The organism is Mesorhizobium sp. M0587, from assembly GCF_040320945.1.
Lineage (GTDB): Bacteria > Pseudomonadota > Alphaproteobacteria > Rhizobiales > Rhizobiaceae > Mesorhizobium.
On sequence record NZ_JAMYQP010000006.1, the window covers coordinates 154,897 to 176,628 of the forward strand.

The window sequence follows — 21,732 nt, forward strand, 5'->3', positions numbered from 1 at the left end:
AAGAGTGTCCCAATATCCGAAGTTGAGGACACTTCCATGATCGACAGCGGCTTTGAAACCACATCCCTACGAATGACGCTTCTGCTGCTTGTGACCTTCCAGGCGCCGGCAGCGGATGTCGACCGCATCATGGACGCGGTGGTGGCGATAGCCCCGCTGGCCATGGGCAAATACGACCGCAACGCCTACCAGTCGGCACATGGCATCGAGCGCTACAGGCCGCTCGACGGGGCCGCCGCCGGCGCCGAAACCGAATTGCGCCGGCGTCCTGGAACGGTCGAGGTTTCGTTCGAGCTGCCCGACGACCAGCCGCTGGCCGCCCGCGTCGTCGAAGCGATTTTCCAGGCGCACTCCTATCAGGAGCCGGTGATCCGCATCCAGCCGATCCTCGCCAGCCGCTCCAAGGGGCTCGACGATCAGGCCAACCCGAATCGCTGGTGGAACACCACCGGAGACTGGAAGAAAATCGCCTTGCCAGCCACAGCGGACGCGTGAGCATTGGTGATTGGCGAAATCCGAGATGAAGGTCGATCTCCCCCCAAGTGGGGGAGATGTCCGGCAGGACAGAGGGGGGCGCTGTCCCGCCAGCCTTGCTGTAATCTTCGGCCTACACGCAGCGCAGGTTCGGTGAAGATCTAGGATGGGCCGAGCCAGATCGGCCTGGCGAATTGGGAGATCGGCGCTCTACGGCGCCCCCTCTGTCCTGCCGGACATCTCCCCCACGAGGGGGGAGATTGGCAGCTCGGCGGACTGCGCTGACTTCGGCAAATAGACTGTCGCTGTTCGACCGTTCCGCTTCACAAGCTCCGCCGGGCTGTCGCCGGGCTTGACTTTCCGGGCACGTTGTTTATGTGTCGCGGCAAGTTTCCCGCGTCCGGGTGTTTTCCCGTGCTTCAGCGGCCAAAACCCCACGAACACAACGGACTGATATCATGGCCAAAGCCGCAAACATCAAGATCAAGCTTCTGTCGACCGCCGACACCGGTTTCTTCTACGTGACCAGCAAGAACAGCCGTACCAAGACCGACAAGCTGTCGTTCCGCAAGTACGATCCGGTCGCCAAGAAGCACGTCGAATTCAAGGAAACCAAGATCAAGTAATCTGGTTTTCCGGAAATGTCGAAACGCCGCCCATTGGGCGGCGTTTTTGTTTTCACCAGGGGCTGAAGTGCCTCACCCGATGCGATCGCCGCTTGCCGGATCGAAAATGTGCAGCGATGCCGGATCGGCCGCCAGACGCACGACGTCGCCGGGCTTCACGCCGGCCCGGCCCATGGCAAAGACGCAGAGCTGCTGGTTGGCCGCCTTGACGTAGAACTGCGTCGAGAGGCCGAGCGGTTCCACGACCCCCACCTCGCCTTGCAGCGCACCGTCATCGGCCAGCCTGATATGCTCGGGCCGCAAGCCGACGGTGATGGCGTCGCCATCCTCCAGCGGCAACCCGTCCGGCAGCCGCAGCGTCTGCCCATCGGCCAGCACGGCGTCGAGCGCCCTGCCCTTGCGAACCGTCGCCGGCAGGAAATTCATGCCCGGCGAGCCGATGAAGCCGGCAACGAACATGTTGGCCGGCCGGTCATAGAGATCGAGCGGCGCGCCGACCTGCTGGATCAGCCCGTCATGCATGACGACGATCCGGTCGGCCATGGTCATCGCCTCGATCTGGTCGTGGGTGACGTAGACCGAAGTGGTTTTCAGCTGCTGGTGCAACGCCTTGATTTCGGCGCGCATGTGGACGCGCAGCTTGGCGTCGAGGTTCGAAAGCGGCTCGTCGAACAGAAAGACCTTGGGATCGCGCACGATGGCGCGGCCCATGGCGACACGCTGGCGCTGGCCGCCGGACAATTGCCGCGGCAGGCGTTGCAGGAACGCGTCGAGGCCGAGTCGCTTGGCGGCACCGTCGACCCGCGCGTCGATCGCCGGCTTCTCGGCCTTCCGCAGCATCAGGCTGAAGCCCATGTTCTTCGACACGTCCATATGCGGATAAAGCGCGTAGGACTGAAACACCATGGCGATATCGCGGTCCTTCGGCGCGACGTCGTTGACCAGCCGCTCGCCGATGCGGATCTCGCCGCCGGAAGCTTCCTCCAGTCCGGCGATCATGCGCAAAAGCGTGGACTTGCCGCAACCGGACGGGCCGACCAGGACGACGAACTCGCCATCGGCGATTTCGAGGTCGACTGCGTGCAGCACCCGGACGGCGCCATAATCCTTGCGGACCTTTTCGAGCGTGACAGAGGCCATCGATCTATCCTTTGACGGCGCCGGCGGTCAGGCCGGTGACGAGATAGCGTTGCAGGAAGGCGAAGAAGATGCAGACCGGGATCAACGCCAGGATCGACGCCGCCATCATCTGCCCCCAGTCGACGGCGAACTTGCCGATGAAGGTGAGCAGGCCGACGGCAAAGGTCTTCTGGTCGTCACTGGAAATCAGCATCAGCGCGAACAGAAGCTCGCTCCAGGCGGCGGTGAAGACGAAGCCGAGCGTCGCGCCCATGCCGGGCAGCGTCAGCGGCACGATCACGCGGCGCATCGCCTGCGCACGCGTGCAGCCGTCGATCATCGCCGCCTCTTCCAGGTCCTTCGGAATGCCGTCGAAGAAGGACTGCATCAGAAAAGTGGCGAAGGCGGTGTTGAAGGCGGTGTAGATGACGATCAGCCCGGTCAGGCTGTTGATCAGGCCGATCTGACCCATCACGCGGTAGATCGGCGGAATGACCATCACCAGCGGAAAAGTCTGGGTCAAAAGCAGCATCAGCGCCAGCGCCGCCTTGCCGCGGAAGGTGAAGCGCGACATGGCATAGCCGGCGAGCGTGGCGATGACCGTCACCAGCGCCGCCGTCGATACCGAAACGATGACGCTGTTGAGGAAATAGCGTGGAAAATCGGTGGCCTCGAGCACGGTGACAAAGTTCTGTAGCGTCATGCGCGACGGCCAGAAGGTGATGCCTTCAGAATAGAGAAGCCGCTCCGGCGTCACCGAGATCTTCAGCGTCCAGTAGATCGGAAACAGGGCGAAGATCACATAGGCGGCGATCGCGGCGTAGAGGCCGATGCCGCCGAAGAAGCGCTGCGAGGCTGAACGTCCCGCGATCATCAGACGTGCCTCACCAGCGTGCGGCGGATGGCGATCAGTGCGATCGCATAGGCGATGAGCAGGACCAGCAGCAGCACGGCCACCGCCGAGGCATAGCCCTTGTCCAGCGACTTGAAGGCGCTGACATAGATGTAGACCGGCACCGTGTTGGTCGAGCCGGCCGGACCGCCCTCGGTCATGACGAAGATCAGGTCGGCGAAGGTGGCGATCCAGATGGTGCGCAGCATGACGGTGATGGCGATGGTCGGCGCCAGGAACGGCAGCGTCACCTTGGTGAAGCGCTGCCAGGGTGAAGCGCCGTCGATCGCCGCCGCCTCATGCAGTTCCGACGGAATGGATTTCAGCGCCGCCAATAGCGTGATGGCAAAGAACGGGATGCCGAACCAGATGTTGGCGACGATCGGCCCCCACATGGCGGTCGAGGGATCGGAGAGAACGTTGGTCGGCTCGGCCTTCAGCCCCAATGCAAACAACCAGTGCGGCAGCGGGCCGATGATCGGATTGAACAGCCAGGCCCAGGTCAGGCCGGACAGGAAGGACGGCACCGCCCAGGGCAGGAACACCAGCGCCTGCACCGCCTTGCGGCCCCAGAACGGCTTGTCGAGCAGCAGCGCCAGGCCAAGGCCGAGGAAGAACTGGAAGAAAAGGCTGGCGACCGTCCACCATAGCGTGTTGACCAGCGCCTGCCCCAGCACCTGGTCCGACAGCATCGCCTGGTACTGGCCGAGCCCGACATATTCCGACTTGAAGGCCGAGAATTTGCGGAAGGAATAGCTGATGCCGATGACCAGCGGCACGAGCAGCACCACGACCAGCAGGACGATCGCCGGGCTGAGATAGAGCCAGGGCTCGATAGTAGCGTGCGATAGCCGCTTGCGACGCGGCTTGCCGGCGGATCGTATTTCGGACACGGCATAGGTCATTGGCAGCTCTGCGATGATGGTTGGATGCCGGCGGTGATGACAGCGTCCTTCTCCCCGTTCACGGGGAGAAGATGCCGGTCCACCCTCCGCAGCTGCTGCGCAGCTGCTGCGGAGGACGGGCAGGCAGATGAGGGGCAGCGCCAGCTTTTCAGAACTTGGCGCCGCCTCTCATCCGTCACTTCGTGACACCTTCTCCCCGTGAAACGGGGAGAAGGAAAAAGGCGCGCGCTACTTCTTGTTTTTCGCCAGCCAGTCCTGCTGCTCCTTGGTCAGGAAGGCCGCCCATTGGTCGGCGACCTCCTTGGCCGGCTTTTGGCCAAGCAGCACTTCCTGAAAATTCTTGATCGCCACCTGGTCGACGAAATTGCCGAGATTCTCCAGATGCGTCGGCGGCGTCACCATTTCATACTTGGAACTGTCGCTGAGCTCAGTGAACCAGCCCTTGAACTGCTCCGTCTTGAAATGCGGATCCTGGTCGGCGCCGTTGTGGATCGGGACGACGCCGACTTCCTTGGCCCATTCCAGATTGTCCTTGGGCGAGAGCAGCGTCGCCATCAGCTTCCAGGCGTCGTCCTTGTGCTGCGAATTCGCGAACATCGCCCAGCCGGCATAGCCGAGCGTCGGATAGGACTTGCCGCTCGGTCCGACCGGCAGCGGCGCCACGGCGAAGTCGTCGGCGCTCATCTTGTCGGCAATGCCGAGCAGCGCGTCGGGATCCTGGTTGAGCATGGCGCAGGTGCCGGAATAAAAGCCGGTGACGGTTTCGTTGAAGCCCCAACTCACCGCATCCTTCGGCGCCAGCCCATCCTTGTACATGTCGGCCAGCATTTGTAGGCCCTTGACCGAGCCTTCCTCGTTGATGGTCGAGGTGCCGTCCTCGTTGAAGTAGCCGCCCTTGCCGGCGGCTATGTTCATGAACATGTGCATGCCGTTGAAGGCGCCCGGCCCGCCGCGCAGGCAGTAGCCGTATTTGCCCGGCAGCGCCGAGATCTTCTTGGCGTCGGCGACGAACTCGTCGAGCGTCGCCGGCGGGCCGTCGAGGCCGGCTTCCTTGAACAGTTTCTTGTTCCAGAACAGCGCATTCACATAGTAGCCGTAAGGGATCATGAACTGGGTATTGTTGACGGTCGAGCCGAACTGCTTGGCGCGCTCGCCGAGCGTCTTGGCATCGTCCCATTTGGCCATATAGGGGCCGAGATCCTCAAGCTGGGCATTGTTGGCATAAAGGCCCATCCAGCGCTCCGGCATCTCGACCACGTCGGGCGTATCGCCGGCCTGCACCATGGTCAGGAACTTTTCGAAGGCCTGGCCCCACGGCAGCGAGATCAGCTCGACCTTGATGCCGGGATTGGCCGCCTCGAACTCGGCGATCTGCTTTTTCAGGAACTCGGTGCGCGGCGGGCTGGTGATGACTTCGACCATTTTGAGGGTCGAATCGGCCAGCGCGCTTCCGGCGGAAATCGCCAACCCCGCGACGGTGGCAAGCATGACGGTCAGTTTTTTCATGTTCAAGACTCCCATTTTGAACCCGCTTGTTATTTTCTGGCTTTTTCGAAGGCCTGGGCGACGTCGGCCCACAAATCTTCGACATTCTCCAATCCGACATTGAAGCGGATGGTTCGGGGGCTGACGCCGAAGCGCGCCATCGAATTCAGTCCCGGCGTCTGCTCCAGCGACGCCTTGGCCGGCACGACCAGGCTTTCATGCCCGCCCCAGCTGACGCCGATGCGGAAATATTTCAGCGCGTCGACGAAGCCAGGGATATTGATATCGTCCGTCACCTCGAAGGAGAACAGTCCGCCATAGCCGGCCAGCGTCGCCTTGCCCGGATGGTTCGAATAGACGGGATGGTTGACGCGCTCGACGTTGCCGTGCGCCTTCAGCCGTTCGGCGATGGTGAGCCCGCTCTTCATGTGGTGCGGCAGGCGCAGCGGCAGCGTGCGCATCCCGCGCAGCAGCAGCCATGCCTCGAAAGGCGACAGCTTGCCGCCGAGATAGGAATAGGTCTGCTCGTTGATGTGCTTGATGTGGGCGGCCGAGCCCGCCACCACGCCGGCGACCGTATCGCTGTGGCCGCCGAGATATTTCGAGGCCGAATGCAGCACCAGGTCGACGCCATGCGCGATCGGCTTCTGGAACACCGGCGTCGCCCAGGAATTGTCGATCGTGGTGACGATGCCTTGTTCCCTGGCCAACCGGGTCAGATGCGGCAGGTCCTGGAGCTCGAACATCATCGAGGTCGGGCTTTCCAGATAGAGCAGCTTGGCGCCCGGAAGTGCCGCCGCCACCGCATCCGGGTCGGAGCCATCGACATAGTCGACCTTGATGTGGAGCCGCGGCAGCAGCCGCTCGAACAGCCTGTAGGCGTCGCCGTAGCAATTGCGCACCGCAACGACGCGCTCGCCGGCGCCGACGAAAGCGAGCACGGTGGCGCTGATCGCAGCCATGCCGCTCGAAAAACCGCGCGCCGCCTCGGCACCCTCGAGCGCCGCAACCCGCGCCTCGAACTCCATCACCGTCGGATTGTCGCCGCGCGAATAGATCGGCTGCTTGCGCTTGCCGGCAAAGGTGTCCGCCATCTCGGCATAATTGGCGAAGGTGAACAGCGACGTCTGGTAGATCGGCGGCACCACCGCGCCGCCCGGGAAAGGCTCGTCATGGGCCAGCAGTGTCGCCGCCTCGGCGAGATAGTCGTAATCGAAAGCGGCTGGATGCTCGTTCATGTCTGGCTCGAAAGTTTGAGTTTGGCCGCGCCGCGCTTCAGATCGTCCTCGACGGTGGCGATCAGCTTCAGCGCCTCGTCGCGAGCACCTTGCGGGTCGCGCGCGGCGATGCGCTCGCAGATCGTCCGGTGGTAGGGAAAGCTGGCGTGGCCGAAATCGCGCACGCCGAGCGGATGTTCCCAGAAGCGATGGAACAGCTCGTGCATGGCGGCGATGATCTGCTCGAACAGCGGATTGCCCGAGACCTTGTAGATCGCTTGGTGAAACTCCCAGTCCTCTTCCGAGGACATGCCGTCGCGGGTGCGAAACGCCTGCTCCATGATGTCAAGCTTGCGTTCGATCTCGGCGATGTCGGATTGGCTTGCGCGCTCGGCGCAAAGGGCGGCCGCCTCCGCCTCCAGCGCGCGGCGTATTTCCAGCGTCTGCATCAGGCTGGTGAAGTCATTGCCGCCGGCCAGCGTCAGCGGCAAATGCAGCATGTCGGGCGACACGGCCGCCTTGAGATAGGTGCCGCTGCCTTGCCGCCGCTCGACGAGGCCGAGCCCTTCCCACCGCGTCAGCGCCTCGCGCACCGTGTTGCGACTGACCTTCAGCCGCTCGGCCAGAATACGCTCGGTCGGAAGTCTCTCGCCCGGCTGCAAGGCCTCGGCGCGAACAAAGCCCACCAATGCCTTCAGCACGGCGTCGTCGCGCGCCGTGGTCTGGATGGGTGGCAGGCTGTTCTGGTCCACGCTCTCTCCAAGTGGTCCAATGGTCCAACCAATTTCTGCACAGATAGGAGGTGCTGTCAATCGGCTGCCGGGAGGCTCGCTAGACGTGGGGCTGTAGCATCTGTCGATTCAGCGGAAGAGAAGCCCGCACCGTAGTATCGCTCAGAAGTCACGGCATGGATCCTAGGGTCTGCGCCGCGTCGCTGCGCTCCTTGCTCCGCCCTAGGATGACGACGGGAAGGGATGCTTCGGCTAATCTCGAAGGTTACCGGCTGCCATTGATGCCGAACTCCAACGATGCCAAACTCCTCCGATGTCGAACTCCAACGCCTGCGATTAGCCTCGGGCCTCCACGCCGTCGTCATCCTAGGGCGAAGCAAGGAGCGCAGCGACGCGGCGCAGACCCTAGGATCCATGCCGCGACCTTCGCGACGATCACGGCGATCCAGAACCTACCACCCAGTCCCGCGAAAGAGTTCGAACCATTCCGGGTTGGTTTTCTCGATCAGTTCGATCTTCCACTGACGGGGCTAACGCTTCAGCGATTTCTCGCGTTGGATCGCATCGGTGATGTCAAAATATTCCTCGTACCAGACCAGCCGCTGCACGCCGTAGCGGCTGGTGAAACGGGAGCCTTGGCCGGACGTGTGCTCAGGCATGCGGCGGCCGAGATCGTTGGTGACGCCGATATAGAGGGTGCCGCGCTTCTGACTCGCACTTATGTAGACATAGCCGGTCACGCCTCAATCATAACGGGCAATCGGAGCGCCGACTATCCTCATCCGCTGCATTTCTCGGCAGGCGTCGCGGCATGGATCCTAGGGTCTGCGCCTCGTCGCTTCGCTCCTTGCTCCGCCCTAGGATGACGACGGGCGTGGAGGGTCTGAGGCTAATCGCGAGCGTTGGAGCTTGGCATCAATGGCAGCCGGCACCTTCGAGATTAGCCGAAGCATCCCCTTACGTCGTCATCCTAGGGCGGAGCAAGGAGCGCAGCGACGAGGCGCAGACCCTAGGATCCATGCCGCGACCTAGGAGCGGCAACTACGGTGCAGACTTGCCTTGCGCTGCATTCCTAAATTAGGCAGTTATCCCAACGTCTGCGCCGCGCCGCTTCACTCTTCGCTCCGCCCGGGATGTCGAAGCGACGGGCATCTCCACCAATCACTACAGCATGCGGTTCACATCCGGCATCTGCCCCGACGTGCAGGTCCGCGCGGAAAAAGCCCCGCATCTTCCGGAGCTTGGCACGGAATCCTAATGTCAGGTGAGACAAAGGGGGCCGGTCGGCGTTTGGCAGCGGTACGAGGAGGCCACTATGTGCCAGCGCCGGCCGGCCGACCCCACGGACCCAGGAGATGCGGCGGACCTGAGCATCATGGGGTATTCCAGGGATCGAGCCGGCGGTCTACCCTCGTGCCGGCTTCGTCTTGACCAGCACAGTTGCGCAAGAGCTTATGGAAATCAACACTTTCTTAACCAAGGCTCGCGAATCGCTTGGATTAAGGTAAACGGGTAATCCTAACGGCAGACCGGGTAATCGGGCCCGGGCGGTCACGCCGCCTTGGCGACGACGCGGTTGCGGCCGCCGCTCTTGGCTTCATAGAGCGCAAGGTCGGCGCGCTTCATCAGCGCCGCCACCGTATCCACCCCCTTCAGCACCGACGAGACGCCGACGCTGACGGTGACCTCGATCGCCTTGCCGTCAGGACCGATGGCAAACAGCGCCTGCGCGATTTCGGCGCGAATGCGTTCGGCCACCTTCTCGGCCACCGCGCCGTCGGTGTCCGGCATGACCACCACGAACTCCTCGCCGCCAAAGCGGCAGGCAAGGTCGATGCCGCGGACATTCTTGCGCAGCCGCCGCGCGAATTCCCGCAACACCTCGTCGCCGCCATCATGGCCATACGTGTCGTTGATCGACTTGAAGCGGTCGAGATCGGTGATCATCACGGACAGCGGCCGGCGCCGCGCAACTGCGCGGTCGAACAGCGTCTGCAAATGGCTGTCGAGATAGCGGCGGTTGTGCAATCCGGTCAGGCCGTCCGTCACCGCCATTTCGATGGTCTGCGTGACGCTGGCGCGCAGCTGGTCGTTGTAGCGCTTGCGGCGCACCTGGGTGCGCAGCCGCGCCGTCAGCTCCTGCTGGTCGATCGGCCGCATCAGATAGTCGTTGATGCCGAGTTCGAGGCCACGGATGATGCGCTCCTCCTCGCCCTCCTCCGCCAAAAGGATGATCGGCACGAAACGGGTGCGGTCCAGCGAGCGCAACTGCGAACACAGCCTGAGCGGATCGAAATCGGCAAAGGCGGTCGAGATCATCACGCATTCATACGGCGTCTCGGCGGCCTGGAAGAAGCCGGCATGCGGATCGCTGGTGACGTCGAGGTCGGCGCGGTCGCGCAGCATCTTCTGGATGCGTTCGACGGACGATTTGCGCTCGTCGATGAGGAGCACCTTCGGCGTCGTGTCCTCGGACGCGAAATTGCGGCTGAGCAGCTCTTCGATGCCGATGTTGCGCGTCGTCGAGGCGCGCAGCCGCAACTCGTCGGTCAGCGACTTCAGCCGAACCAGGCTCTTGACGCGCGTCATCAGCTGCAGATCGTTGACTGGCTTGGTCAGGAAATCGTCGGCGCCTGCCTCGAGCCCGCGCACCCGGTCGGAAACCTGGTCGAGCGCGGTGATCATCACCACGGGGATATGCGACGTTGCCGGATCGCTCTTCAGCCGCCGGCAGACCTCGAACCCGTCCATGTCGGGCATCATCACGTCGAGCAGCACGACGTCGACCTTGCCGTTCTCGCAGGTCTCGATCGCATCGGGGCCGTTGGTGGCGGTCAGCACCTCGAAATATTCGGCCAGCAGCCGCACTTCCAGCAGCCGCACATTGGCAGGGATGTCGTCGACGACGAGGATCCGCGCGGTCATTTCATAACGCTCCGGCTCGACTCAAAAAGGCACATCAGGCATCGCCCAAGTAGGATTTGATGGTTTCGATGAAACGCGGCACCGAGATCGGCTTCGAAATATAGGCCTCGCAACCGCCCTGGCGGATGCGCTCCTCATCGCCCTTCATCGCGAAGGCGGTCACCGCGATGACCGGGATGACGTGCAGATCGTCGTCCTCCTTCAGCCATTTGGTCACCTCCAGCCCCGACACTTCCGGCAACTGGATGTCCATCAGGATGAGGTCCGGCCGGTGCTGGCGCGCCAGGTCGAGCGCCTCCAGACCGTTGCGGGTGCGCACCGTCTCGTAGCCGCTGGCTTCGATGAGGTCCCGAAAGAGCTTCATATTGAGCTCATTGTCCTCGACGATCATGACCTTCTTAGGCATCGATATCCCGTCCCGGCCGTTCCTCCGCTCGAAGGCGGCCGTCATGCGCTTTTCCCTGGACGCACCAAACCCTGCTTCACTATACGGCAATATGATTGACGAAACGGAAACCCACGGCTGGAAAGTAGCACGAATTCCACCCCGTCCCGTGCGTCTGAAAGGCGCGCCGCGCTGTAATGGCTTGCCGCAACCAACTCTTGCCATTACTGCGTGGGAGACTCATTCCACATACCGAAGGTAATGATGGCAAACGCAGCGTCAATGCGCGAAGAGGCGGAAATCATTGCCGTCAAGGCACTGGGCTTCGTCGCCTCCGATCCGGAGCTGTTGCCGCGCTTCCTGGCGATCACGGGGATCGACGCGCATTCGATCCGCAAGGCTGCCGGAGAACCGGGGTTCCTGGCTGGCGTGCTGCAATTCATCCTCGCCCATGAGCCGACCTTGATGCGCTTCGCCGAGGACACCGGCACGCCGCCGGCTTCCGTCGGCAAGGCGTTGCGCGCGCTGCCGCTTGGCAATGACGACCATGAGCATTCGGTATGAGCGATGATCCCGAAACCGCGCGCCAGATCGAAGAACTGGCGGCCGACGACCGGCCATTGCTGGTGCTCGACGTCGACGACGTCGTGCTCGAGTTCATCCGCCCGTTCCCGCATTTCCTTAAGTCGCGCGGTTATGGCCTGACGCTGGCCTCCTTTCGCCTGACCGGCAATATCGCGGAAACGGCGAGCGGCCGCCTTATCGAGCAGCCAGAAGTCACGGCACTTCTGGGCGATTTCTTCGACGCGCAAGCCGATTGGCAGAGCATCACGGATGGTGCCGCGGACGCGCTGTCAGGATTTGGCGGAGACGCGGAAATCATATTGCTCACGGCCATGCCGCACAGGCACCGTGCCGTTCGGCGCGTCCATCTCGACGCGCTCGGGCTGAACTACCCGCTTCTGACAACCGAAATGGCCAAGGGGCCGGCAGTGGCCCGGCTGCGCGGCAAGAGCGGTCGGCCGGTGGTCTTCGTCGACGATCAGCCCCACAATCTGGCATCGGTGCGGGAATCGGTCGCCGACGCCGATCTTTTCCACCTGATGGCCGACAATTCGCTGCGCGCATTCCTCCCGCCGGTGCCGGACGATGTCGTCGTCGTCCAGGACTGGCACGAAGCCGGCCCGAAGATCGCGAGCGCGCTGGGATTATAAGCGCGTCAAGTTGGCTTCCTTCTTCCCGTCACTTCCAGCCGTCAAGGGTTCAGGTCCGCCCCCGACCCGCCGCTGTCGTCCCCGCTGCCATCACTGTCGCCGCCACTGTCGTCGACGCTGTCGTCCACGGCTGGATCGGCCGGCTTCACCATGACGCCGTTGACCATGACCGAACCGTCGGGCTTGGCGTTGACGATCCACTCGATCCGGCCATCGGGCAGCGTCTTGCCGAAGCCCTTCACCATGAGAGCGACGGGCACGTATTGCGCCACTTCCGGCTCGGATTTCGCCGCCGCCTGCAAGGCCTCGACCATCTTGTCGAAGCCGGTGACATCGACCGTCAGATTTGCGTCCGGCTTCTCGTCGGGGAAGGTCATCTCGCCTTCCAGCGCGACCTCCACATCCTTGTTCTTCACGGTGCTGTGGCCGATGACGAGCTTCGGCGTCTTGGCCATGAAATCGGCTTTGAGCTTGTCGCCGAAATCGGCCGACAGCGGCGGATCCTGATTGAGATCGAAAGCTTCGATCGCCTTCTTCGCCATGGTGTCGAGGTCGATGTTGGCGCCGCCGAAGTTGAGGTCGATATCGGTCGGCAGAAGCGCCACGCTCCAGCTCGGTACGAGCTGCTGCGGTATGGTCAGCGCTGACGCCTTGATGCCATAGTCGATCTTGCCGTTCTGGGCCACGCCGTCGGTACCGAACGCGGTGCTGAGCTGCGCCGCGCCGAAATTTCCGACCGGGCTCTCCACCACGAAATCCTTGAAACCATAGGTGCCGTCGATGCGCTCCCACACCGGAAGCGCGGCGAGCAGGAGCGACTTGAGCTGCGCCTGGTTTGCCTTCAGCGTCGTCTCATCCTCATTGGCCACGGCAAATGCAAGGAGATCGAGCAGCGGCTTCGTCCGCATGCCCTTGCCGCTGGCCTCCACCGACAGTTCAGGCGACCTGACGGTGACCGGGAATTTCAGCCCGCTCTCGGCATCGTCGAATTTGATCGCCTCGACGAAATTCGATATTTTTTGCGACATCGTGAAATCGACGCCGCCGGTCGCGGATTTGGTCGCGGCAATGGTCGCGGTGGCGGCACCGGCGCTGACATCCATCTGCTGCTTGGCGTCTTTCGACGCCATGGTCATGCCAGCCATGGAACTGCTGCCGCTGGTGAAAGCCGCTAGATTCGGATCGTAGACGCCGTTGCCCTTGCCGTCCTTGACCGAAAATTGCGTGCTTTGCAGCCCCTCTGGCCCGTTGAACTCGAAGGAGGCGCTTTGCGAAAAATCCATGGAGACATCCCAGGATCCGTCGCTGCGCGGCTTGACCAGCAGAGCGTAAGGCGCAAAGTCGAACTTCACCAGTTTCTGCTGGGGAAACATTCCGGCTAGAGTCTTGAAATCAAAAGCGATTTTGTAGGCACCGCCTTCCACCGAAACCTTGAGCACGCCTTTGTCGATCGCTTGCTTGCCGACATAGCGGGACAGGTCGTCGGACAATTGCTTCGCACCTTGGCTGTCGATCGTCTGGCCGAAAGCGGGCGCCCCGAGCAGCAGCGCAAAAAAGGCAAAAGGCAGGATACGGTTCACGGCAATCTCCGTTTGGCCCCAAAGGCAAAATCACTTCGTGCTTTGGTAGGGAAATACCATCACACCCGCAAGACGACGACTGTCAAGCCGTCGGCTCCAGCACCAGCCGCATCAATGGCCGGCCCGCCTTGCGCTCGACGAGCCTCTCGAACCCGGCCTTCTCGAAAACCCGCGACGAGCCGACGAACAATCCGATCGATCGCGAATCGCGCGACAGGTCTATCGGGCAGGCCCCGAGTAACCGCGCGCCGTTGCTGCGCGCGAAATCGATGCCGCCCTCGACGAGGCGGTGTGTGATCCCCCTGCCCCGCGCCTTGGCGCGGATGAAAAAACAGGAGATCGCCCAGGCGGCCGGATCGCTGGCGTCGGCGGGGTCGATCGGTGCCGAGCCCCTGCCCTTGTTGTTCCATTCGGGCACGTCGGCGCGCGGCCCGACCTGCATCCAGCCGACCGCTTTGCCGTCCTCGAATGCCAGCAGGCCAGGCGGCGGCCCGGCCTCGATGCGCGCCTTAATATGGTCCTTGTTGCGTTCGCGGCTGCTCGCGCGCCGCACCGCCGGCGCCAGCCGGAAATGCGTGCACCAGCAACCGTAGCAGGCGCCCTGCTTGCCGAAGAGGTCCTCGAAATCCGCCCATAGCGCGGGCGCAAGAGGCGCTATGGTCGTGCTCATAGGTTCTCCCCAGGCCAGCCTTGTCGCCGGCCTTGCGCCGTCGTAATATTGGTTTTGTTCTTCTTATGTTCGCACAAATGGCGGCTCCTGTCAATAGTCCCGATCATGGTTTTTGCCGCGACTGCCTGGCCTTTCAGCGCAGCCAGACGCGCCGCTGCGAGCGCTGCGGCAGCCCCCGGCTGGCGCGCCATCCCGAGCTTTACCGGCTGCATCTGGCCCATATCGACTGCGACGCCTTCTATGCGGCGATCGAAAAGCGCGACAATCCCGCGCTGAAGGACAAGCCGCTGATCATCGGCGGCGGCAAGCGCGGCGTCGTCTCCACGGCCTGCTACATCGCCCGCATAAAGGGCGTGCGTTCGGCGATGCCGATGTTCAAGGCGCTCGAAGCCTGTCCCGAAGCGGTGGTGATCCCGCCCAACATGGAGAAATATGTCCGCGTCGGCCGCGAGGTGCGCACCATGATGCAGGCGCTGACCCCGCTGGTCGAGCCGCTGTCGATCGACGAGGCGTTTCTCGATCTTGCCGGCACCGAACGGCTGCATGGCTTGCCGCCGGCCGTCGTGCTGGCCCGCTTCGCGCTGGCCGTCGAGAAGGAGATCGGCATCACCGTTTCGGCTGGCCTGTCCTATTGCAAATTCCTCGCCAAGATCGCGTCCGATTTTCGCAAGCCGCGCGGCTTCTCGGTCATCGGCGAGGCCGAGGCGGTCGGCTTCCTGGCGGAGCAGCCGGTGACCATGATCTGGGGTGTCGGCAAGGCTTTCAACGCCACGCTGGAGCGCGATGGCATCCGCACCATCGGCCAGTTGCAGCAGATGGATCGTGGCGACCTGATGCGCCGCTACGGTACGATGGGCGAGCGGCTCTACCGGCTTTCGCGCGGCGAGGATGTGCGCCGCGTCGATCCCGAGCAGGACGCCAAGAGCGTATCGGCCGAGACCACTTTCGACACCGACATCGCTTCGTTGGAAGAGCTGGTCGCGGTGCTGAGGGGCCTTTCCGAAAAGGTGTCGACGCGGCTGAAGAAATCCGGCATCGCCGGGCGCACCGTGGTGCTGAAGCTGAAGACCCAGGATTTCAAGCTGCGCACCCGCAATCGTCAGCTTGGCGACCCGACCCGCCTCGCCGATCGGATATTCCAGACCGGGGTGGAACTTCTGCGCAAGGAAACCGACGGAACGAAATACCGGCTGCTCGGCATCGGCGTCAGCGATCTCTCCGACGACGACAAGGCCGACCCGCCGGACCTTGTCGACATCCAGTCGCGCAAGCGCGCCATGGCCGAGGGTGCCATCGATGCCTTGCGCGACAAGTTCGGCCGCAAGGCGGTGGAAACCGGCTACACCTTCGGCAAGGGCCGCGACGCCCACCCGCCGGAGCCGCTGGAAGACTGACGCTGGATATCTCAGGTGCGCTGCAGGTCGATCCGGCTCGTCACCACACTCTTGCCGGTTTCCGGATCGGTGTCGATGACGGTCAGCCGCATGCCGTTCTCGCCTCGTTTCTCGACCTTCATCTGCGCCTTTCGGTCGCCATTGACCTCCTTGGCCCAGCGGATGCCGAGATTGATCGCATTGCCCGAGCGAGTGCCGTTCAATTGTGCGGGGCCGGTGCGAGACCCGACATAAGTGCCGCTATACTTCGCTCCGGCAGCCCTCAGGTCCGCGCTGATGGCGCGCGTCACAACGATGAGCCCGCGGCAATTGCCGTCGAGCGACAATGAGGTCGACGTCGCGTTCGACCTGAACGTACAGGACACATTCACCGTCGGCGCGTCGGTGGTCACCTTGACGATGCCCTTGCCGGTGAAATTGCCCTTGAACGACTGGAGAAATCTGGTCTCGTCGGCATGTGCCGTGCCTGCCGCGACCAACAGACAGCCAGCAAGCGTAAATTGCTCGAATAATCTCATTGAAGCTCTCCCATTGATGTTGGACGGCAGAGGTCCCGCGAAGCACGATCGACGGAACTCAACGTCCCCTGCCGTGTCAGGTTCCGCCTTCAACATGACTGTTCTGCAAGCCCGGCTGGCCCAGAAGAATACGGCGGCTAGCGGTTGCGGCAGAAGCCACGGCCTGCGACATAGCGGGCATGTCACCTGCCCCCTCCATCCCCAAGGCAGCGTTCTGGATGGCGCTGTCGATTGCCTCGTTCCTGGCGATGTCGGTCGCCGGGCGCGCCACGACCGCCGAGCTCAACGTTTTCCAGGTGCTGGAACTGCGTTCGGTGATCGGCTTTTTCATCCTTCTGCCGCTGGTGATGATGAGCGGCGGCTTTGCAGCGATGCGCACGCGGCGCCCCCTTGCCCATGTCGCCCGCAACGTCATCCACTATACCGGCCAGGCGGCCTGGCTTTACGCGCTGACGCTGATCCCGCTGGCGGTGCTGATCTCGATCGAATTCACCACGCCGATCTGGACGGCCATCCTGGCGATGATTTTTCTTGGCGAAAAGCTCAGCCGGCCGAAGCTTGCGGCAATCGCGCTCGGGCTGATCGGCGTGGTGATCATCGTCCGCCCCGGTGTCGGCGCGGCCGATCCGGGCCATCTCGTCGTGCTCGGTGCCGCGGTCTGCTTCGGCATCTCGGTGGTCATGGTCAAGTCGTTGACCCGCACGGACAGCGTCGTGCGCATCATCTTCTGGATGCTGATCGTCCAGTCGATACTCGGCCTCGTCCCGGCGCTCTACGAATGGCGTGACCCGCCGCTCGAACTGTGGCCATGGATCCTGCTGATCGCCTTCACCGGCATGTCATCGCATTTCTGCATGGCCCGCGCGCTTGTCTATGCCGACGCGACCGTCATTTCGCCGATGGATTTCCTGCGCGTGCCTCTGTCGGCGCTGGTCGGCTGGCTGCTCTACCAGGAGCAGATCGATGCCTTCACCGCCGGCGGCGCGCTGCTGATCCTGATGGGTAATCTGCTCAACTTGCAGCGCAGGACGATACGGCCGGCCGATGTAGCGGCGTCGTAACACCCCACTGGTCAGTTTCCCTCGTCGGATATGTTGAGAAGATGGCCACAGGCCTGCAATGCACGGCGTCCGGCTCATGCCGCTGCAAGCCGCCCCGTCGTCACCGGGGCGAACCGCTGCGCGACAGCGATCACAGCCGCAGGATGCGCAGGAAGGCGAGATTGGCCAACGCCGTTGACATCAGCAGCGTCAGCATCGACCTACGATGTCGGCTGCTTCATCAGCCGTAGCATGTTGTTGTAAGCCAAAAGCCGCGCGATCAGATAGGCGGAAACCAGCGCCGTGCGTGGCCAAGGCCGTCCAGTGGCTTAAGTTGCGGGAGCCTCAGCCTTGCACCACCGTGCCGTCGGTTCCGACAAGGCGCCAGGCAGTGGCCGTGTCATAGAAGAATTGCTCCTTGGCAATGCGGTCACCACGCCACTGCTGAAGCGCCACCTCTTCCAGGCGCCGGACGGTGCCGTCCTTGTCGATCTTGTCGAAAGTCCAGCGGACGGCGACGTTGTCACCGTCGACCAGAAAAATCTGAACCGGATGCGTATGCATCTTCTGGATCCGATCCAGAACCGATTGCTCGCGCGCCATCAGCGCATCCCTGCCACTACGCGGGACGCCGAGATTCTCCTGCATCGTTGCATCGTCGTGGTAGAAGTCGGCGATTGCCGTGACATGGCTGCCTTCGACCACTTCCCTCAGGAAGGCTTCAACGCGTTCGCGGCTGGGCATGGTGGCGCATTCCTGTCTGGCCGCGGCCGCATCGCCGAGGCTCTGATTGGGCTGGGTTCAAAACGGCGAGTTCATTTCGAGCTTGCTCGATGCATGTGGTTCAAATCACAACAATTTCAACCGCGGCCGGCACCCTGGCCCTATCAAACGAGATGCCAGGCCTAGCAACGCACCTTAAACCAGCTCTACTTCGACCACACCGGGCACCGCGCGCATCGCCGAGGCGATCTGTGGGGAGATCCGGTAGCGGTTGGGCAGCTCGATCTCGATTTCCCCCTCGCCTTCTTCCTTGATCAGAACAAAGCTCACCTGGCCTTCGCCCCTGACGGCAAGCTGTCCAGCCAGCGTGTTGATCGGCGAGGCGTTGCGCACGAAAATGCGCAATGCCTTCTGGATGCGGCTTGCCTCGTCCTCCAGCGATTGTACCGAGTTGATACGCAAATTGACGCCTTCCGGCCTGTCTTCAGCTGCAACGGTGATAACGACGGAGCGGCCGGCCTCGAGCAGGTCGCGATACTGCGCCAGCCCTTCCGAAAACAGCACGGCTTCATACTGGCCGGACGTATCGGAAAAGGCGATAACGCCCATCTTGTTACCGGTGCGCGTCTTGCGCTCCTGCTTGCTGGTCACGGTGCCGGCCAGACGCCCGGCGGAGGCGCCCCGTTTGACGGCCGCCGAAAACTCGCCCCAGGTCTGCACCCGCATCTTCTGCAGTGCCGCCTTGTACTCGTCGAGCGGATGGGCGGAGAGGTAGAAGCCGACGACCTGGAATTCGCGGTGCAAGCGGTCGGCGACCAGCCAAGGGTCCGTCACCGGCAGATTGAGCGCCTGCGACTGCGCCCCGAGCGAGGCTCCGAAAATATCGGCCTGGCCGGAAACGGCATTCTGCTGCGCCAGTGACGCCAGCCCCATCATCCGTTCGACGCCAGCCATCATCGATGCACGGTCGTGACCGAAGCAATCGAGCGCGCCGGCCATGATCAGGCTTTCGAAGACGCGCTTGCCGACGATCTTGGGATCGACCCTTTCGCAGAAATCGGCGAGATTCTTGAACGGCTTTTCGCCCCGGACAGCAACGATATGCTCGACCGCCGCGTCGCCGACGCCCTTGAGCGCGGCCATCGAATAATAGATGCGGTTCTCACCCACCTCGAAGGCGCGAAAACTCGACATCACCGATGGCGCCACCACCTCGATGCCGAGGCGCAGCGCGTCCTGGCGGAAGTCGGCGAGCTTGTCGGTGTTGCCCATGTCGAGCGTCATCGACGCGGCCAGGAACTCCACCGGATAATGCGCCTTGAGATAGGCTGTCTGGTACGAGACGACGGCGTAGGCGGCGGCGTGCGACTTGTTGAAACCGTAGTCGGCGAACTTGGCCAGCAGATCGAAAATAAAGTCGGCTTGCGGCTTGGCGACGCCGCGTTCGACCGCGCCCGACACGAAGCGCTCGCGCTGCTTGTCCATTTCGGCGCGGATCTTCTTACCCATGGCGCGGCGCAGAAGATCGGCTTCGCCAAGCGAATAGCCGGACAGCTCCTGCGCGATCTGCATCACCTGTTCCTGGTAGACGATGACGCCTTGCGTCTCCTTCACCAGATGGTCGATCTTGGGATGGATCGACGCCATCTCCTCCTCGCCATGCTTTCTGGCGTTGTAGGTCGGGATATTCTCCATCGGGCCCGGCCGGTACAGCGCCACCAGCGCGATAATGTCCTCGATGCAGTCGGGCCGCATGCCGATCAGCGCCTTGCGCATGCCCGCGCTTTCCACCTGGAACACGCCGACCACCTCACCGCGCGACAGCATGGCGTAGGTCTCGGGATCGTCGAGCGGGATCGTCGCCAGGTCGATGTCGATGCCGCGGCGGCGGATCAGCTTGACCGCCGTATCCAGCACCGTCAGCGTCTTCAGGCCGAGGAAGTCGAACTTCACCAACCCGGCCTGCTCGACATATTTCATGTTGTACTGGGTGACCGGCATGTCCGAGCGCGGGTCGCGGTACATCGGCACCAGCTCCGACAGCGGCCGGTCGCCGATGACGATGCCGGCGGCATGCGTCGAAGCGTGGCGGTAGAGGCCTTCGAGCTTCTGCGCCATGTCGAGCAGCGTCTGGACGATCGGCTCTCTCTCGGCTTCTTCGGCAAAGCGCGGCTCATTGGCGATGGCGTCGGCGAGCTTGACCGGATTGGCCGGGTTCTGCGGCACCATCTTGGAGAGCTTGTCGACCTGGCCATAAGGCATCTGCAGCACGCGGCCGACGTCGCGCAGCACGGCGCGAGCCTGCAGCGTACCGAAGGTGATGATCTGGCCGACCTGGTCGCGGCCGTATTTCTGCTGGACGTAGCGGATCACCTCTTCGCGGCGGTCCTGGCAGAAATCGATGTCGAAGTCGGGCATCGAGACGCGATCGGGATTGAGAAATCGTTCGAACAGCAGGGAGAAGCGCAGCGGATCGATGTCGGTGATGGTCGTCGAATAGGCGACCAGCGAGCCCGCGCCCGACCCACGGCCAGGCCCCACCGGTATGCCTTGCGCCTTGGCCCATTTGATGAAATCGGCAACGATCAGGAAGTAGCCGGGAAATTTCATCTTCTCGATGATGCCGAGCTCGAATTCGAGCCGCTCGCGATATTGCTCGACCGTGTAGCCCGGGGTCGGCCCATGCAGCGCAAGCCGCGCATCGAGCCCCTCGCGCGCCTGGCGGGCCAGTTCCGCGGCCTCGGCCTTTTCGGCGGCGTTCTTGTCGGCGGTGTCGCCACCGGTGAAGCGCGGCAGGATCGGGCTGCGGTTCTTTGGATAGTAGGAACAGCGCAGCGCGATCTCGACCGTGTTGTCGATCGCTTCCGGCAGGTCGGCGAACAGCCTGGCCATGTCGGCCTGGCTGCGCAGAAAATTGTCCGGCGACAGCCGGCGGCGGTTGTCGACGGCGACCACGGAGCCTTCGGCGATGGCGATCAGCGCGTCATGGGCTTCGTAGTCGTCGCGCGACGAGAAAAACGCCTCGTTGGTGGCGACCAGCGGCAGTTCATGGGCATAGGCAAGATCGACAGACGCGTGCTCGATCATCCGGTCGTAGCCCGCAACCCGCTCCAGCTCGACATAGAGCCGGTCGCCGAACATCGTCTTGAGGGTCAAAAGCCGCGCCTCGGCCAGGTCACGGCGATCCTCCTTGAGCGCAATGCCGACCGGGCCGCGCGGCCCGCCGCTGAGGCAGATCAGCCCGTCGCAATAGCCCGCCATCATGTCGGTGGTCAGGTGCACCGCCTCGCCGGGCGGCGTCTCGAGGTAGACGCGGCTGACCAGCCTGACCAGATTGGAATAGCCGGCTTCCGTCGCGGCGAGCAGGACGACCGGCCGCATATCCGGGCCTTGCCGCCGGCGGTCGCGCTGGCCGTCGCTGTTCTCGCCGGAAAAGGCAAGCGCGGCCTGGCAACCTATGATCGGCTGAATGCCGTCCTTCACCGCCTTCTGCGCGAACTCCAGCGCGCCGAACAGATTGTTGGTGTCGGTGACCGCGATGGCTGGGGCTTCGTCCTTGACCGCGTGAGCCACCACCTTGCCGATCTGCAAGGCGCCCTCCAGCAGCGAATAGGCGGAATGCACGCGCAGATGGACGAAAGGCCGCGACGGCGCCTCCGGCCGCGCGGCCGCAATCGCTGCTTCGCGCATCAAGGGATCGCGTGGAAGTCTCTCATCCGCCATGGTTTTTCGCGCCGTCCGAAGGACTCAGTGTCGATGGAGATGTATTGTCCCGGACCGGGCGATACCAGTCCAGCACAAACGATCGCCAACCACAGGCTTGCGGCACCTTGC

The 21,732-nt window shown here is 63.1% G+C and carries 19 protein-coding genes and 1 pseudogene; 6 read left to right on the forward strand and 14 right to left on the reverse strand.

Annotation, left to right across the window (positions count from 1 at the left end; translation table 11 throughout):
• Positions 1-36 precede the first annotated feature (36 nt).
• Positions 37-495, forward strand: coding sequence for a YqfO family protein (locus NKI49_RS07985; RefSeq protein ID WP_027025242.1), 459 nt, complete (start codon positions 37-39; stop codon positions 493-495).
• A gap of 437 nt (positions 496-932) precedes the next feature.
• The gene (gene rpmG, locus NKI49_RS07990) at positions 933-1,100 is read left to right on the forward strand and encodes a 50S ribosomal protein L33 (protein WP_006201775.1); all 168 of its coding nucleotides are present in this window, start codon (positions 933-935) and stop codon (positions 1,098-1,100) included.
• Positions 1,101-1,172: 72 nt separating this feature from the next.
• On the opposite strand, the gene NKI49_RS07995 is transcribed toward rpmG, so the two are convergent.
• From NKI49_RS07995 to NKI49_RS08035, 9 genes and pseudogenes are all read right to left on the reverse strand, one after another.
• On the reverse strand, positions 1,173-2,240 hold the full coding sequence (locus NKI49_RS07995; protein ID WP_352599100.1) for an ABC transporter ATP-binding protein: 1,068 nt from the start codon (positions 2,238-2,240) through the stop codon (positions 1,173-1,175).
• Positions 2,241-2,244: 4 nt separating this feature from the next.
• Positions 2,245-3,093, reverse strand: a complete 849-nt coding sequence (locus NKI49_RS08000) for a carbohydrate ABC transporter permease (protein ID WP_027025244.1) — start codon at positions 3,091-3,093, stop codon at positions 2,245-2,247.
• Complete coding sequence (locus tag NKI49_RS08005) at positions 3,093-4,016, reverse strand: carbohydrate ABC transporter permease (RefSeq protein WP_352599098.1); 924 nt, start codon at positions 4,014-4,016, stop codon at positions 3,093-3,095. Before NKI49_RS08005 ends, NKI49_RS08000 begins: the two co-directional genes overlap by 1 nt.
• A 228-nt stretch (positions 4,017-4,244) precedes the next feature.
• The gene (locus tag NKI49_RS08010) at positions 4,245-5,522 is read right to left on the reverse strand and encodes an ABC transporter substrate-binding protein (RefSeq protein ID WP_352599096.1); all 1,278 of its coding nucleotides are present in this window, start codon (positions 5,520-5,522) and stop codon (positions 4,245-4,247) included.
• Positions 5,523-5,551: 29 nt separating this feature from the next.
• Positions 5,552-6,739, reverse strand: a complete 1,188-nt coding sequence (locus NKI49_RS08015) for a PLP-dependent transferase (RefSeq protein WP_352599094.1) — start codon at positions 6,737-6,739, stop codon at positions 5,552-5,554.
• On the reverse strand, positions 6,736-7,470 hold the full coding sequence (locus NKI49_RS08020; RefSeq protein ID WP_352599092.1) for a FadR/GntR family transcriptional regulator: 735 nt from the start codon (positions 7,468-7,470) through the stop codon (positions 6,736-6,738). Before NKI49_RS08020 ends, NKI49_RS08015 begins: the two co-directional genes overlap by 4 nt.
• A gap of 431 nt (positions 7,471-7,901) precedes the next feature.
• Positions 7,902-8,189: pseudogene (locus NKI49_RS08025) on the reverse strand (GIY-YIG nuclease family protein).
• A gap of 811 nt (positions 8,190-9,000) precedes the next feature.
• A complete protein-coding gene (locus NKI49_RS08030; RefSeq protein WP_352599090.1) occupies positions 9,001-10,374 on the reverse strand; it encodes a PleD family two-component system response regulator in 1,374 nt (457 codons plus the stop codon).
• Positions 10,375-10,408: 34 nt separating this feature from the next.
• Complete coding sequence (locus NKI49_RS08035; protein ID WP_352599088.1) at positions 10,409-10,825, reverse strand: response regulator; 417 nt, start codon at positions 10,823-10,825, stop codon at positions 10,409-10,411.
• A gap of 198 nt (positions 10,826-11,023) precedes the next feature.
• Here NKI49_RS08035 and NKI49_RS08040 point away from each other — a divergent pair, with 198 nt between their 5' ends.
• Positions 11,024-11,323 (forward strand): DUF3572 domain-containing protein, encoded by a 300-nt coding sequence (locus NKI49_RS08040; protein WP_352599086.1) that lies wholly within the window; start codon positions 11,024-11,026, stop codon positions 11,321-11,323.
• Positions 11,320-11,973: a hypothetical protein gene (locus NKI49_RS08045; protein ID WP_352599084.1), complete on the forward strand. Its 654-nt coding sequence runs from the start codon at positions 11,320-11,322 to the stop codon at positions 11,971-11,973. The genes NKI49_RS08040 and NKI49_RS08045 overlap by 4 nt, the downstream gene beginning before the upstream one ends.
• A 41-nt stretch (positions 11,974-12,014) precedes the next feature.
• Here the strand turns inward: NKI49_RS08045 and NKI49_RS08050 are convergent, their stop codons facing one another.
• Both NKI49_RS08050 and NKI49_RS08055 read right to left on the reverse strand, forming a co-directional pair.
• The gene (locus NKI49_RS08050) at positions 12,015-13,553 is read right to left on the reverse strand and encodes a hypothetical protein (RefSeq protein WP_352599082.1); all 1,539 of its coding nucleotides are present in this window, start codon (positions 13,551-13,553) and stop codon (positions 12,015-12,017) included.
• Between the two features lie 82 nt (positions 13,554-13,635).
• Entirely contained in the window at positions 13,636-14,223 is a 588-nt protein-coding gene (locus tag NKI49_RS08055; protein ID WP_352599080.1) for a GNAT family N-acetyltransferase, read from the reverse strand.
• A 65-nt stretch (positions 14,224-14,288) separates the two neighbouring features.
• On the opposite strand from NKI49_RS08055, the gene NKI49_RS08060 reads away from it, so the two are divergent.
• The gene (locus NKI49_RS08060) at positions 14,289-15,617 is read left to right on the forward strand and encodes a DNA polymerase IV (protein WP_352599078.1); all 1,329 of its coding nucleotides are present in this window, start codon (positions 14,289-14,291) and stop codon (positions 15,615-15,617) included.
• Between the two features lie 11 nt (positions 15,618-15,628).
• Here NKI49_RS08060 and NKI49_RS08065 read toward each other — a convergent pair whose 3' ends face one another.
• Positions 15,629-16,135, reverse strand: a complete 507-nt coding sequence (locus NKI49_RS08065; protein ID WP_352599076.1) for a hypothetical protein — start codon at positions 16,133-16,135, stop codon at positions 15,629-15,631.
• Positions 16,136-16,314: 179 nt separating this feature from the next.
• Here NKI49_RS08065 and NKI49_RS08070 point away from each other — a divergent pair, with 179 nt between their 5' ends.
• Positions 16,315-17,196 (forward strand): DMT family transporter, encoded by an 882-nt coding sequence (locus NKI49_RS08070; protein WP_352599074.1) that lies wholly within the window; start codon positions 16,315-16,317, stop codon positions 17,194-17,196.
• A gap of 324 nt (positions 17,197-17,520) precedes the next feature.
• Here the strand turns inward: NKI49_RS08070 and NKI49_RS08075 are convergent, their stop codons facing one another.
• Both NKI49_RS08075 and dnaE read right to left on the reverse strand, forming a co-directional pair.
• Positions 17,521-17,919, reverse strand: a complete 399-nt coding sequence (locus NKI49_RS08075; protein WP_352599072.1) for a nuclear transport factor 2 family protein — start codon at positions 17,917-17,919, stop codon at positions 17,521-17,523.
• Between the two features lie 174 nt (positions 17,920-18,093).
• Complete coding sequence (dnaE, locus tag NKI49_RS08080; RefSeq protein ID WP_502899483.1) at positions 18,094-21,621, reverse strand: DNA polymerase III subunit alpha; 3,528 nt, start codon at positions 21,619-21,621, stop codon at positions 18,094-18,096.
• Between the last annotated feature and the right edge of the window lie 111 nt (positions 21,622-21,732).

Coding starts and splice junctions, on each gene's coding strand:
- NKI49_RS07985 (WP_027025242.1), top strand. CDS start 37: ATGATCGACAGCGGCTTTGAAACCACATCCCTACGAATGACGCTTCTG.
- rpmG (WP_006201775.1), top strand. CDS start 933: ATGGCCAAAGCCGCAAACATCAAGATCAAGCTTCTGTCGACCGCCGAC.
- NKI49_RS07995 (WP_352599100.1), bottom strand. CDS start 2,240: ATGGCCTCTGTCACGCTCGAAAAGGTCCGCAAGGATTATGGCGCCGTC.
- NKI49_RS08000 (WP_027025244.1), bottom strand. CDS start 3,093: ATGATCGCGGGACGTTCAGCCTCGCAGCGCTTCTTCGGCGGCATCGGC.
- NKI49_RS08005 (WP_352599098.1), bottom strand. CDS start 4,016: ATGACCTATGCCGTGTCCGAAATACGATCCGCCGGCAAGCCGCGTCGC.
- NKI49_RS08010 (WP_352599096.1), bottom strand. CDS start 5,522: ATGAAAAAACTGACCGTCATGCTTGCCACCGTCGCGGGGTTGGCGATT.
- NKI49_RS08015 (WP_352599094.1), bottom strand. CDS start 6,739: ATGAACGAGCATCCAGCCGCTTTCGATTACGACTATCTCGCCGAGGCG.
- NKI49_RS08030 (WP_352599090.1), bottom strand. CDS start 10,374: ATGACCGCGCGGATCCTCGTCGTCGACGACATCCCTGCCAATGTGCGG.
- NKI49_RS08035 (WP_352599088.1), bottom strand. CDS start 10,825: ATGACGGCCGCCTTCGAGCGGAGGAACGGCCGGGACGGGATATCGATG.
- NKI49_RS08040 (WP_352599086.1), top strand. CDS start 11,024: ATGGCAAACGCAGCGTCAATGCGCGAAGAGGCGGAAATCATTGCCGTC.
- NKI49_RS08045 (WP_352599084.1), top strand. CDS start 11,320: ATGAGCGATGATCCCGAAACCGCGCGCCAGATCGAAGAACTGGCGGCC.
- NKI49_RS08055 (WP_352599080.1), bottom strand. CDS start 14,223: ATGAGCACGACCATAGCGCCTCTTGCGCCCGCGCTATGGGCGGATTTC.
- NKI49_RS08060 (WP_352599078.1), top strand. CDS start 14,289: ATGTTCGCACAAATGGCGGCTCCTGTCAATAGTCCCGATCATGGTTTT.
- NKI49_RS08065 (WP_352599076.1), bottom strand. CDS start 16,135: ATGAGATTATTCGAGCAATTTACGCTTGCTGGCTGTCTGTTGGTCGCG.
- NKI49_RS08070 (WP_352599074.1), top strand. CDS start 16,315: ATGTCACCTGCCCCCTCCATCCCCAAGGCAGCGTTCTGGATGGCGCTG.
- NKI49_RS08075 (WP_352599072.1), bottom strand. CDS start 17,919: ATGCCCAGCCGCGAACGCGTTGAAGCCTTCCTGAGGGAAGTGGTCGAA.
- dnaE (WP_502899483.1), bottom strand. CDS start 21,621: ATGGCGGATGAGAGACTTCCACGCGATCCCTTGATGCGCGAAGCAGCG.